9 protein-coding genes and 1 pseudogene are annotated in these 13,274 nt (G+C 72.2%); 9 read left to right on the forward strand and 1 reads right to left on the reverse strand.

Going from position 1 to position 13,274, the window contains the following annotated elements; genetic code table 11:
* The 9 genes and pseudogenes from ABZW11_RS39495 to ABZW11_RS39535 form a co-directional block, all read left to right on the forward strand.
* Positions 1-3,470, forward strand: a pseudogene (locus ABZW11_RS39495) (hypothetical protein); the annotation flags it as partial.
* Positions 3,463-4,140 (forward strand): GntR family transcriptional regulator, encoded by a 678-nt coding sequence (locus ABZW11_RS39500; protein WP_355429288.1) that lies wholly within the window; start codon positions 3,463-3,465, stop codon positions 4,138-4,140. The pseudogene ABZW11_RS39495 and the gene ABZW11_RS39500, both read left to right, overlap by 8 nt.
* 90 nt (positions 4,141-4,230) lie before the next feature.
* Positions 4,231-5,850 carry an ABC transporter substrate-binding protein gene (locus ABZW11_RS39505; RefSeq protein ID WP_355429291.1) on the forward strand — a complete coding sequence of 540 codons (1,620 nt, stop codon included), beginning with the start codon at positions 4,231-4,233 and terminating at the stop codon, positions 5,848-5,850.
* Positions 5,850-6,809, forward strand: coding sequence for an ABC transporter permease (locus ABZW11_RS39510; RefSeq protein ID WP_345398858.1), 960 nt, complete (start codon positions 5,850-5,852; stop codon positions 6,807-6,809). Before ABZW11_RS39505 ends, ABZW11_RS39510 begins: the two co-directional genes overlap by 1 nt.
* Positions 6,802-7,647 (forward strand): ABC transporter permease, encoded by an 846-nt coding sequence (locus ABZW11_RS39515; RefSeq protein ID WP_345398855.1) that lies wholly within the window; start codon positions 6,802-6,804, stop codon positions 7,645-7,647. The genes ABZW11_RS39510 and ABZW11_RS39515 overlap by 8 nt, the downstream gene beginning before the upstream one ends.
* Positions 7,644-8,609: an ABC transporter ATP-binding protein gene (locus ABZW11_RS39520; RefSeq protein WP_355429295.1), complete on the forward strand. Its 966-nt coding sequence runs from the start codon at positions 7,644-7,646 to the stop codon at positions 8,607-8,609. Before ABZW11_RS39515 ends, ABZW11_RS39520 begins: the two co-directional genes overlap by 4 nt.
* Entirely contained in the window at positions 8,606-9,574 is a 969-nt protein-coding gene (locus ABZW11_RS39525; RefSeq protein ID WP_355429298.1) for an oligopeptide/dipeptide ABC transporter ATP-binding protein, read from the forward strand. Before ABZW11_RS39520 ends, ABZW11_RS39525 begins: the two co-directional genes overlap by 4 nt.
* 52 nt (positions 9,575-9,626) lie before the next feature.
* Positions 9,627-11,381 (forward strand): gamma-glutamyltransferase family protein, encoded by a 1,755-nt coding sequence (locus ABZW11_RS39530; RefSeq protein WP_355429379.1) that lies wholly within the window; start codon positions 9,627-9,629, stop codon positions 11,379-11,381.
* The gene (locus ABZW11_RS39535; RefSeq protein ID WP_355429301.1) at positions 11,378-12,124 is read left to right on the forward strand and encodes a sulfite exporter TauE/SafE family protein; all 747 of its coding nucleotides are present in this window, start codon (positions 11,378-11,380) and stop codon (positions 12,122-12,124) included. Before ABZW11_RS39530 ends, ABZW11_RS39535 begins: the two co-directional genes overlap by 4 nt.
* 44 nt (positions 12,125-12,168) lie before the next feature.
* On the opposite strand, the gene ABZW11_RS39540 is transcribed toward ABZW11_RS39535, so the two are convergent.
* Positions 12,169-13,254: a glutamate--cysteine ligase gene (locus tag ABZW11_RS39540; protein WP_355429304.1), complete on the reverse strand. Its 1,086-nt coding sequence runs from the start codon at positions 13,252-13,254 to the stop codon at positions 12,169-12,171.
* Positions 13,255-13,274: the final 20 nt, after the last annotated feature.

Below are 13,274 nucleotides of genomic sequence, written 5' to 3' on the forward strand. Positions count from 1 at the left end.
CCGCCACCCCCGGCGCCCTGCCCGCCAGTTCGGCGCTGCCCGCGACCGTCCCTGCCGTCGCCGCGGCCGTCCACCCCGTGGAACCGGCCGAACAGGTCACCACCGACCAGGACGCGTCCGACCGGGACGCAGTTGAGCGGGACACGACCGGCTCTCGGAACGATCAGGCCGGCACCGCCCAGCGCGACGCCCCTGCCCAGCACCCCACCGGGCGCGACACCACCCCGGACGCCACCGGACGCGACACAGGGCCCGGCTCCGCCCAGAACGCGGGAAGGGACACGTCCCCCGACACCCGGCAGGAGACCTCCGACCCGAACACCCGGCGGGCCCCCGTCGCGGCCACCGACCAGCAGACGATCGTCGCCCCGCCGCGTACGGACACGACCGCGCCGCCCCCGCCACCCGCGCGCCAGGCCCACGGCGACCGGCCCGCCGACGTGATCGTCGCCCCTGCCCGGCCGCACGACGTGCCAGGACTCCCCGCCCATGACCAGGCCCCCGCGGCGAGAACGCAGACGCCCCGCACACCCGCCCCGGAGACCGACCCGCCCGCGCAGAACGGACGGCCCCAGGGCGAGGACGGCCGCCGGCCGGCCGACGCGAGCCCGGCCGGCGAGACCGGCCAGTCCCCCGAGCGTGGGCCCGGCCAGTCCCCGGAGCGGGTGGGGGCGCAGCCGCCCGAACGGGTAGGTGCCCAGTCGCCGGAGCGTTCGGGCGAGACGGCCGGTCGCGGCGCCGCGCACGACCAGAACACCCGCCCCAAGGCGGCCGAGCACGCGCCCGAGGCGGGAGTGGCGCCGCAAGAGGCGCGGCGGCCGCTCGTGGCGGCGTCAGGCGGGCCGGATGCCGTGCTGGTCGGCGGGCACCCGGCGGTGGCGCCTTCGCGGCCGCGCAGCTTCGCCGAGGCCGCGGCGACGTTCCACCGCTGGACCCCCGGCAACGGCGAGGGCCTGGCCGACGGCCCCAACCGCATCGAGCGGCTGCTCACCGGCCAGGGTGACGGACGGGCAGGCGTCACCCGGCCGGATCCCGAGTTTTTGCTGCCCGGCTGGGCCCTGATCAACGAGCTGCCCACGGTGCGCGCCGACGAGGCGACGGCCCTGACCCTGGCGCAGATGCACGCGAGCCTGCCGAGGGAGAATTCGAGGGTCGCGGTCGAGAACCTGGCAGAGGAGCTGTTCAACAACAGGTACGCCGTGGACGCCGTGGTGGAGCTCTACCAGGACGCCCAGCGCCAGGGCATGGCACCGGAGGCGGCACGCGGCAGTGCCATGCTGGCCGACGCGCTCCGTCTCGCGATGCCCCACGACGCTCTCCGCTGGCTCGGCTACCGGCATCGGGCGCTGCTGGACGTGACGACCCCGGAGGACGCGCGCACGCTCGGGCTGCTGGTCAACATGATGTCGCCGCACCTGAGCGTCGAAAAGCTCCACACCTACCTGTCCCCTTGGATGCAACAAGAGGGGCTCATCCGCTACCACCAGGTGCTACCGCTCGTCCGGGCGGCGGACGCCGCCGGATTCCTTCCTCCTGGGCTGCACTCCGTGGGCGAGTTCCATGCGGTGATGGCGGCGTTCCGGCAGGTGGAGCCGGAGCTGTGGACGGGCGTGGTGGCGTCGGTGAAGCTGGGCGTCGACGGGCTCAGCCCGGCCGACGCCCGGATGCTCGGTTCGCTGCACGGCATCGCCGGGGTGCCGGACGTGCCGCCGGGGATGCCCCATCGGCAGCCGCTCGAGAGCCTGGCGCACCAGCTGGGTCAGGGAGGATCGGTCGAGCAGCTGCTCCGTCTGGCCGCGGACGCCCGTGAGCACGGCTCCGACCCGACGCGGGCGGCAGACCTGCAGGAGCTCCATGAACTGCTGGCGACGCATCGGGCGCGCGATCCCCACCTGTGGGACGGCCTGCGGCTGGCCGACGACCACCACCTTCCCGCCGTGCGCGACGACCAGGCACGTGTCCTGGGCAGGCTGGCGGAGCTCGCCGGGCCTGCCCCGGATCGGCCGGCCTGGGTGTTCGACCCGCTGCGCCGGCTCGCGTACGACGCCGGGCTCGGGCACTCGGTGCCGGAGCTGGTGCGGCGGGCGGAGCAGGCCGGGCGCGCCGGCCTCGATCTCTCCCGCCTGGTGAACCGCCGGCAGGTGGTGGACGCGCTGCGGGACCTGGGCCCGCGCGACCCGTACGGCGTGGCGGGCGACGGCCGCCCGATGCCCCTGCGTGACGCCGAGCCCGGCCTGCACAACGTGTCGCCCGAGGAGGCGCGCGCCGCGCGGCGGTTCGCGGAGCACCACTGGGAGGAAGCCTTCCGGGACGTGAATCGCATCTTCAACCGCGGCGCCCACACGGCTCCCGAGGAGTGGCGAGCGGCGAAGGCCGAACTCGGCATGTGGAGTGATCACTGGAGGGCGTGGGGGCGCTGGCCGGACGTCCCCGAGATGTCGTTCACCGGCGATTTCGCCGCCTACCGGCGCGCTTACGAGCGGGCACTGGCGCGGGTGGCCGACGGCGAGACGCTGATCCCGTACATGATGCATGACGTCACCGCGGGCCTCGGTACGCATGACCGCGGGTACGGGTTCGCCGTGAAGATCGAGTTCGACCTGCCGGCCAGGATCAAAGACGACGCCCTCGCGACCATCGACGCTGCCCTGCGCCAGGCCCGGCTGATCGACGGCGAGCACGGGTGGCAGCTGCTGAGGAGCGCCCCGGCGCACAGCGTGCTGGTCTCACCCCTCATGCACGACGTGCGCTCGACGTGGTCGAACCTGAAGCAGGCCGTCGAGATCATCAACGCTTTCGGCGGCGTCGCGACGTACCGGACCGCCGCCCGCGTCGAGGTGAGCACCGGTCCCATCGGCCACATGGTGGACGCTCAGCGCGCCCTGGCCACATATGTCGATCACCACGCCGACACGCTCTTTCGGCTGGCGCAGAACCCGGAACGTGAGGAGCACAACGGGTTGTGGCGGCGCGAGCCGAATGAGGAGCCGCTCGGCCGGGACGCCTCGGTGGAGGAGATCCTGCGCGGGCACGGCCGGTTCGACGCGATCGACATGACCGGCATCCGAGGCGGGGATGATGACCGGGTCGAGTTCCGGCTGTGGGATGGCTCGCTCGATCCGGCCGTCATCCAGACGCAGGTGAAGCTCTCGCTGGCGATCGTGGAGGCCGCGGTGCGCAACGCGGGCATGGAGGCGCTGCCGAACGGCGGCCACCTGGACGCCGTCGGCAGTCACGACGTCTACCGCGAAGCGGGCGCCGCGGGGGACCTCACGGAGATGGGCAGCCTGAGCTTCCGGATGCTGGCGGACGAACTGTTCTGGCGGGCCGATGACAAGGAGCAGCTGCTGGCGCTGTTCGCGGCGACCCGCTGGCCGTCGAGGCAGCCGTGGCAGGGGCCGCCGACCTTGCCGGCGAGGCCGACCAGAGAAGACTTGTCCGTTGTATACGATAAGTTCCTCTATGACTGATCTGACGCTGGGCGCGGCCCATCGGACCTTGCGCGACAAGGTCACCAAGGAGCTTCGCCGCCGCATTCTCTCCGGCGAGCTGGCCCAGGGTGAGCGACTGGTCGAGGACCGGCTGGCCGCCGCACTCGGCGTCTCGCGCAACCCCGTACGCGAGTCCATCAGGGTCCTGGCCGCCGAGGGCTTCATCGAGGTCGTCCCCCGGCTCGGCGCCACCGTGGCGCGTCTGTCGGCGGAGGAGGGCGAGGAGCTCTTCGACGTCCGCATGGCGATCGAGGGTCTCGCGGCGCGGCTGGCCGCGCGCAAGCACACCCCCGAGGCCGTGGCGAAGCTGCGCCACGTGCTGGAGCAGGCCAAGGCCGCGGTGGAGAGCGGCAGACTCGAAGAGGTCGCCGACCTCAACACCGCCTTCCACCTGGCGGTGGGCGAGGCGGCGGGCAACTCCTACCTGGCGCTGATGATGACGCCGATGCTACAGCGGGCGCAGTGGGTCTTCAGCCAGACCGCCTCCGTACGCGGCCCGCACTCGTGGCAGGAGCACCTCAGCCTGTGCGAGGCGATCGAGGCAGGCGACGAGGACGAGGCGCAGGCCAGGGCGGTCGCGCACGTGGCGGCGGCACGGCGGTCGTTCCTCGCGGCGGCGAGCCGGAAGCCAAAACCGGCAAACGATTAGGAAACACTCAGGTAACGACATAGGGTAACGAAACACCACTGAAATGTCAGACCTTGTATACAGTCTCCTAAACGTTTAACCGGAGGCACCATGCGACCGTCACCCAAGGTCGTCGCGGCGCTCGTCACTCTCCCCCTTGCCCTGACGGCCTGTGGCGGAGGCGGAACGAGCAGCACCCCCGCGGCACCTAGTTCCATAGCGACCGCCTCGGCCGACCACCGGCCGGTCAAGGCCGGTGGCACGCTCAACATCGCGCTGAACGCCGACCCCGACGCACTGGACCCGAGCGTCTCCACCACGCTCGTGGGCCGCGAGGTCTTCACCAGCATGTGCGAGAAGCTCTACGACATCGACGCCTCATCCGCCCTCGTCCCGCAGCTCGCCGCGGCCCCGCCCGAGCTGTCCGACGACGGCAAAGAGGTGACGATCAAGCTACGCGAGGGCGTGAAGTTCAACGACGGCACGCCGCTGGACGCCGAGGCGGTCAAGAAGTCGCTGGACCGGCACCGTACGTGGGAGAAGTCCGCCCGGCAGGCCGACCTGGCCGCGGTGTCGAAGGTGACGGTGGCGGACCCGTCCACGGTCAAGCTTGAGCTGACCCAGGCGTTCACGCCGCTGACCGCGCAGCTCGCCGACCGCGCCGGCATGATCATGTCGCCGAAGGCGCTCGACTCCGAGGGCGACAACTTCGGCGCGAACCCGGTGTGCGTGGGCCCGTTCACGTTCGCGAGCAGGACCTCGGGCAGCCAGATCGTGCTGGAGAAGTCGCCCGACTACTACGACGCCGCCAAGGTCAAGCTGGACAAGCTCGTATACAAAATCATCGTCGACCCGAACGTGCGGGCCGCGAACCTCAAGTCCGGCGACGTGCAGGTGGCCGACCAGCTCGCCACCAACACCGTCAAGGGCGTTCAGGCCGACCCCAACCTGACCGTCGTCTCCGGTGGCGGCCTGGGCTACTACGGCTTCCAGATCAACATCGGCAACGTCAAGGGCTCGACCGCGAAGCCCGGCCCCGTGGACACGCCGCTGGGCAAGAGCCCGCAACTGCGCGAGGCGTTCGAGCTGGCGCTCGACCGGGACGCGATCAACAAGACCGTCTACAACGGGCTGCACGAGGTGGACTGCTACCCGGTGCCCGGCGACAGCCCGTACCGGGCGAAGGACCTGCCGGCCTGCCCCAAGCGTGACCTGGCCAAGGCCAAGCAGCTCGTGGAGGCGTCCGGCGTGCCGACGCCGATCACGGTCACCATGGCCACCCCGAACGACGCCGTCAACCAGCGCCTCGCGCAGGTCATCCAGTCGATGACCAAGGAGGCCGGCTTCGACGTCAAGGTGCAGACGGCCGAGTTCGTCAGCGTGCTGGAGCAGGGCAAGGCGGGTAAGTTCGACGTGCTGCTGAGCGGCTGGTCGGGCCGGGTCGACCCGGACGGCAACCTCACGAACCTCATCACCACGCAGGGCAGCAACAACTACGCCGGCATGTCGGACCCCGGCATCGACGACCCGATCAAGCAGGCCGCGGCCGAGACCGACCAGGCCAAGCGCGCCGAGCTCTACGGCGCCGCCATGAAGAAGGCCGCCGAGCTGCGGGGCGTCGTGTACCTGTACCACAACCTGTACTACCTCGGCATGAACAAGAACGTCGCGGGCGTCCAGTACTTCAAGGACGGCCTGCCGCGCTTCGTCACCGCCGGGTTCGCCGCCTGATGCTCTGGTTCATCCTCCGGCGCTGCGGGTCGGCCGTGATCGTGCTGTTCCTGTCGAGCGTGCTGATCTTCCTGGGCGTACGGGCGCTGCCCGGTGATCCGGCCACCGTCATGGCCGGCCAGGAGGCGTCGCCCGCGGCGATCGAGGCGATCAGGCACGAGTTCGGCCTGGACAAGCCGCTGCCCGCGCAGTATCTCGACTACCTCGGCCAGACGCTGACCGGCAACTTCGGGCGTTCGACGCAGGACCAGCTCCCGGTGGCCGACATCCTCCTGGAGCGGCTGCCGGTGACGCTGGAGCTGTCGGCGCTGGCCATGCTGGTCGCGGTGATCGTCGGCGTGGGCGCGGGCATCGTGGCCGCCGTACGGCGCGGCAAGGTCGCCGACTACCTGGCCACCGGCTTCGGCCTGGCCGGGTTGTCGGTGCCGCACTTCTGGCTAGGCCTGCTCGGCATCCTGCTGTTCGCGGTGACCTGGCGGGTGCTGCCCGCCTCCGGGTACGTCCCCTTCACCGAGGACCCCGTGCAGAACCTGCAGCGGATGATCCTGCCCGCCGTCGTGCTCGGCACCGGCTTCGCCGCGATCCTGATGCGGCAGACCCGCTCGGCCATGCTGGGCGCGCTGTCGGCCGACTACGTCAGGACCGCGCGCTCGAAGGGCCTGCCCGAGGTCAAGGTCGTCGGCGCGCACGCGCTGCGCAACAGCCTGACGACCGTGGTGACCGTGCTCGGCCTGCAGCTCGGCGCGCTGATCAGCGGCGCCGTGGTGACCGAGCAGATCTTCGTCATCCCGGGTTTCGGCAAGCTGACCGTGGACGCGGTGCTGACCAGGAACTATCCCGTCATCCAGGCGGTCGTGCTGGTCACGGTCGTCGGATACGTGCTGGTCAACCTGCTGGTCGACATCGCCTACGCCTTCCTCAACCCGCGGATCCGGTTGTCGGGAGGCGGCCATGACTGAGGTGATGCGCAGGACGCGGCTGTGGCGGCGCTTCCGCCGCAGGCCGATGCCGATGGCCGGGCTCGTGCTCGTGGTCGCGTTCGTGCTGCTGGCGCTGCTCGGGCCGCTCGTGACGGGCGACCCGGCGGCGCAGGACTACATGGCCACGCTGGCGCCGCCGTCGGGCGCCCACCCGATGGGCACCGACGACCTGGGCCGCGACGCGTTCGCCAGGATCGCGCACGGCGCGCAGGTCTCGCTGCAGGCGGGCGTGCTGTCCACGCTGCTCGCGATGGTGGTCGGCATCCCGATCGGGCTGGTCGCCGGGTTCTACCGGCGCTGGCTGGACCCGATCGTGATGCGGCTGGTGGACGTGACGCTGGCCTTCCCGTTCCTGGTGTTCGCGGTGGGCCTGGCCGCCATCATCGGCCCCTCGCTGAAGGGCGTGGTGCTGGCGCTGGGCTTCTCCCAGCTGCCCGCCGTCATCAGGATCACCCGGGGCGAGGTGCTGGCGGTCAGGGAGATGGACTACGTGGCCGCGGCCGTCGCCGACGGAGCGGGAGACGGGCACATCATCTTCCGCTACGTGCTGCCGAACTGCCTCAGCCCGCTCATCGTGCAGGCCACGGTGGCGATCCCCGCCGCGATCATCGGCGAGGCCACGCTGTCGTTCCTCGGCCTGGGCGTGCAGCCGCCGACCCCGTCGTGGGGCGTGATGCTGACGACCGCTCAGCAGTATCTGAGCGACGCGCCCTGGCTGGCGATCTGGCCCGGCCTGATGATCGCCCTGGCCACGCTCGGCTTCAACCTGCTGGGCGACGGGCTGCGTGACGTACTGGACCCGAGGAGCGCCCGATGAGCCTGCTGGAGATCAGCGATTTGAGCGTGGGCTTCGCCACCGAGGACGGGCTCGTCCAGGCGGTCAGGGACACCTCGCTCACCCTGGACGAGGGCGAGATCCTGGCGCTGTGCGGCGAGTCCGGCTGCGGCAAGTCGGTCACCGCGATGTCGGTGCCGCGGCTGCTGCCGCCCGAGACGACCCGGCTGAAGGGCTCGATCACGCTGGACGGCCGCGAGCTGACCACGCTGCCCGAGCCGGAGATGCGGCGGGTGCGCGGCAAGACGGTCTCGGTCGTCTTCCAGGAGCCGATGACCTCGCTCAACCCGTCGTTCACGGTCGGCTACCAGATCAGCGAGGTGCTGCGGCGGCACGAGAAGCTGTCGCGGCAGGCCGCCGCCGCGCGCGCGGTCGAGCTGCTGGAGCTGGTCGGCATCCCGGCGCCGAAGCGGCGCATGAAGGAGTACCCGCACCAGCTGTCCGGCGGCATGCGGCAGCGCGTGATGATCGCGATCGCGGTGGCCTGCTCGCCGCGCGTGCTGATCGCCGACGAGCCCACCACGGCGCTCGACGTGACGATCCAGGCCGGCGTGCTCGACGTCTTCCGCGACCTGCGCGACCGGCTCGGCACCGCGATCATCCTCATCACGCACGACCTGGGCGTGGTGGCCGACATCGCCGACAGGGCCGTCGTCATGTACGCCGGCCGCGCCGTCGAGCAGGCCCCGGTGACCGAGCTGTTCGCCAACCCGCGCCACCCGTACACGCTGGGCCTGATGAAGGCCCTGCCGTCGGCGGCGGTCAACGGCCGGCTGGCGGAGATCCCCGGCATGGTGCCGTCGCCGCTGTCGGACCCCGACGAGTGCGCCTTCCACGACCGCTGCCCGCGCGCCCAGGCGGACTGCCGGCTGTCCAGGCCGCCGCTCACCCGCCAGGGCGATGGCCACCTGGCGGCCTGCTACCACCCGGGAGGTGACCGGTGATCCTGCGCATCGACAACCTGGTCAAGCACTACGGCCCCGTACGCGCCGTGGACGGCCTGTCGCTGGAGATCGGCGAGGGCGAGGTGCTCGGCCTGGTCGGCGAGTCGGGCAGCGGCAAGTCCACGGTCGGCAAGTGCGTGCTGCGGCTGACCGAGCCGACCGCCGGTTCGATCGAGCTGGCCGGCCGGGACATCACCCACCTGTCGCGGCGGGCCATGCGGCCGCTGCGCAGGGACGTCCACATGGTCTTCCAGGACCCGTTCTCCTCGCTCAACCCGCGCTTCACGATCGAGCAGATCGTGGCCGAGCCGCTGCTGCGGCACAAGGTGGGCGACCGGCGCGAGGTGGCGGCCAAGGTGGCCGCCATGCTGGAGAAGGTCGGCCTGCGCCAGGAGATGCGCAGGCGCCACCCGCACGAGCTGTCCGGCGGGCAGCGGCAGCGGGTGGGGCTGGCCAGGGCGCTCGTCCTGGAGCCGAAGCTGGTGGTGGCCGACGAGCCGGTCTCGGCGCTGGACGTGTCGGTGCAGGCATCGGTGCTCAACCTCATCACCGACCTGCAGCGGGACATGGGCTTCTCGTGCCTGTTCATCACCCACGACCTGTCGGTGGTGGAGTTCCTGGCCGACCGGATCGCGGTCATGTACCTGGGCCGGATCGTCGAGTCGGGGCCGACGGCCGAGATCTTCGCGCAGCCGCGGCATCCGTACACGCAGGCCCTGCTGTCGGCGGCGCCGGTGGCCGACCCGGTCAAGCAGCGGGAGCGGCGCAGGATCGTGCTGGGCGGCGACGTGCCGAGCCCGGTCGATCCGCCGGCCGGGTGCCGCTTCCACACGCGGTGCCCGCTGGCGTACGACGAGTGCCGCACCACCGAGCCCCTCTTGAACGACCCACGTGGCAGCGCTCACCCCGCCGCCTGCCACCTGGTAACGGCGGATCGCGTCCCCGACGCCGCCGCCCCCCGATGAGAAGGAGAAAGTCTTGTTCACCACCAGGCCCGAGCTGTCGGGCGACTTCGGCATGGTCGCCAGCACGCACTGGCTGGCCTCGGCCACCGGCATGGGCGTGCTGGAGCGCGGCGGCAACGCCTTCGACGCGGCGGTGACCGCCGGGTTCGTGCTGCAGGTCGCCGAGCCGCACCTGAACGGCCCCGGCGGCGAGGTGCCGATCCTGCTGTGGAGCGAGGAGGAGCAGAAGGTGTCGGTCGTGTGCGGGCAGGGTGTGGCGCCCGCCGCGGCCACCATCGAGCGCTTCGCCGAACTGGGCCTGGACGTCGTGCCCGGCACGGGCCTGCTCGCGGCCACGGTGCCCGGCGCGTTCGGCGGCTGGATGCTGATGCTGGAGCGCTGGGGCACCTGGGAGCTGGCGGACGTGCTGGCGCCGGCCATCCACTACGCCGAGCACGGCGTGCCGGTGCTGGAGCGCATCTCGGCCACGATCTCGTCGGTCGAGGGCCTGTTCAGGGACGACTGGCCCACCTCGGCGGCGACGTGGCTGCCCGGCGGGAACGTTCCCAAGCCGGGCGCGAAGCTGGCCAACCCGGTGCTGGCGGCGACGTACCGGCGGCTGGTCGCCGAGGCCGAGGCGGCGTCGAGCACCCGTGAGGGCCGCCTGGAGGCCGCCAGGAAGGTCTGGTACGAGGGTTTCGTCGCGGAGGCGATCGCCGAGTTCAGCGCCAAGACGGCCTGGCGCGACAGCTCGGGCGAGGTGCACGGCGGCCTGCTGACCGGCGACGACCTCGCGGGCTGGCGGGCGTCGGTGGAGGAGCCGCTGACCTACGACTACCAGGGCCACACCGTGGCCAAGACGGGCCCGTGGGGTCAGGGCCCGGTGTTCCTGCAGCAGCTCGCCCTGCTGGACGGCACCGGCCTGGAGTCGATGGAGTTCCTCGGCGCCGACTACGTGCACACCGTGACCGAGGCGGCCAAGCTGGCCTTCGCCGACCGCGAGGCCTGGTACGGCGACACCGGCGTGCCCATGGGCGACCTGCTGCGCCCGGCCTACAACGCCGAGCGGCGGACGCTGATCGGCGCGCGGGCCAGCCTGGAGCTGCGGCCGGGCGCCCCCGGCGGGCGCACGCCCAGGCTGCCGGTCTTCCCCGGCCCCGGCACGTTCAGCGCCGCGCCCGGCGTTTCGGGCGGCCGCAAGCCGCAGGGGGTCGGCGAGCCGACCGTGGCGCGTGACGGCATGGTCAAGGGTGACACGTGTCACGTGGACGTGGTCGACCGCTTCGGCAACATGGTCTCCGCCACGCCCAGCGGCGGCTGGCTGCAGAGCTCCCCCACGATCCCGCAGCTCGGCTTCTGCCTGGGCACCAGGGCGCAGATGTTCTGGCTGCAGGAGGGCGTGGCGACCGCGCTGCGGCCGGGCGCGCGGCCGCGTACGACGCTGTCGCCGTCGTTCGCGCTCAGGGACGGCAAGCCGTGGCTGGCGTTCGGCACCCCGGGCGGCGACCAGCAGGACCAGTGGAGCCTGAACTTCTTCCTCGCGGTCGTGCACGGCAAGCTGAACCTCCAGGAGGCCATCGACGCCCCCATGTTCCACAGTGAGCACTTCCCCAGCTCGTTCTTCCCGCGCGGCTCCCGTCCCGGCGTCATGCACGTCGAGGACCGCGTGGACCCTGCCGTCGTCGCGGAGCTGCGGCGGCGCGGGCACGAGGTCGAGACGCAGGGCCCGTGGTCGCTCGGGCGGCTCAGCGCGGTGGCCCGCGACGGCGACCTGCTCAAGGCCGCCGCCAACCCGCGTGGCGCCCAGGGCTACGCCGCCGGCCGATGACCCTCCACGACCTGCTCTTCCTGGCGGGGGCGGGCCTGCTGGCCGGCGTGGTGAACGCGCTGGCCGGCGGCGGCACGCTCGTGTCCTTCCCGGCGCTGCTCGCGCTGGGCTACCCGGGCCTGACCGCGACCGTGACCAACGCGGTCGCGCTCTGGCCCGGGTACCTGGGCGGCGTGCTCGGCTACCGGGCCGAGCTGCGCGGCCAGCAGCGCCGCGCGACCGTCCTGTCGGTCGCGGCGGTGCTGGGGGCCTGCGTGGGCAGCGCGCTGCTGCTGCTCACGCCGGGCCGGCTGTTCGAGTCGCTGGTGCCGTGGCTGGTGGGCTTCGCCAGCCTCGCGCTGCTGGCCCAGCCCTGGCTGCGCAAGCACCTCGGCGGTGAGGAGGGCGGCGGGACCAGCCGCCTGGTGTACGCGGGGGTGTTCGTCGGCGGCTGCTACGGCGCCTACTTCAACGGCGGCATGGGCGTGGTGCTGCTGACCGTGCTCGGCATGTTCCTGCACGACAACCTGCACCGCGTCAACGCGGTACGCGCCGCGCTCTCGCTGGTCATCAGCTCGGTCTCGGTCATCGCCTTCTCGCTGTTCGGCCCCGTGCGCTGGCAGGCCGTGGCGGTGATCGCGCCGGCCAGCCTCGCGGGCGGCTTCCTCGGCACCCGCGTGGCCCGGCTCATGCCGCCCGCCGTGCTGCGCGGCGTGGTCGTCGTGTTCGGGCTCGGCGTGTCCATCGCCCTGGCCCTGCGCTGACGGGCTCAGGCGACCGGCTCAGGCGATCGGTTCACGCACCCGGTTCATGCGACGGTGGCCTCGATGAGGTCGTCCACCACCTCCGCCAGGTCGTTGCCCCGCTCGTACGCCCTGCGCTGCCGCATCGCCCCCGACCCGGCACGCAGCAGCCGGTCGAGGCCCTCCTGGACGAACCGCAGGTCACCGGCGTCGGCCAGCGCCGGGCGTACGTGCTCAAGTAGCCGCCCGGCCAGCACCGCCGCGGGGAGGAGCGAGCCGTCGCGCACGTCGAGGATCTCGCCCTGCAACCCGTAGCGCGCCGCCCGCCAGTACGCGGCGCGCAGCACCTCCCCCGGCACCGGCGGCCCCAGGTCACCGCGCCTGACCGCGCCGAGCGCGGTGACCACGAGCGCCCGGATGAGCCCGATCATGGTGAGGCTGTCGGCCACGTCGAGCGGCACGTCGGCCACCCTGATCTCCACGGTCGGCAGGAAGGGCGACGGCCTGGCGTCCCAGTAGACGGTCTTGGCGTCGAGCAGCGCCCCCGACCTCGCCAGGGCCTGCAACGCGCCCTCGTACGCCCCATAGGAGGGGAAGTACGGCGGCGCGCCCGAGACCGGCCAGCGCCCCCAGCTGATCACCCGCCAGGAGGCGTAGCCGGTGTCGCGGCCCACGAAGAACGGCGAGTTGGCGGCGAGGGCGATGAGCGTCGGCAGCCAGGGCCGCAGGTGGTTGCCCACGTAGACGGCGTGCTCCGGATCGGGCACGTCCACGTGCACGTGCAGGGCGCAGATGCTGATCTCGTCCTGCAGCGCCCGGTAGAGCACGCGGCCCTGAAGGTAGCGGTCGTCGTCGGTGAGCGGCGGCGGCATCACGTTGCCGAGCACCGGGATGCCGCTGGCGACGACCGCGAGCCCACACGAGCGGGCTGCGCCCGCCACCTCCTTGCGTGCCGCGCGCAGCCGCCGGCCCAGTTCGCCCAGGTCGGCGGAGGGCGGTGTGCGCGCCTCCACCTGGAAGCGGGTGATCTCTTGCACCACGTCGAGCACGTCCGTAGCGGCGGCCAGGACCTCGGCCGCCCGGGGGGCGACGTGGCGGGTGCGGGGATCGACGACGAGGTATTCCTCTTCGATCCCGATGAGCGGAATCATGCCCACACCTCGCTGGGAGT

This window comes from Nonomuraea sp. NPDC004580 (assembly GCF_040609855.1).
Taxonomy (GTDB): Bacteria; Actinomycetota; Actinomycetes; order Streptosporangiales; family Streptosporangiaceae; genus Nonomuraea; species Nonomuraea salmonea.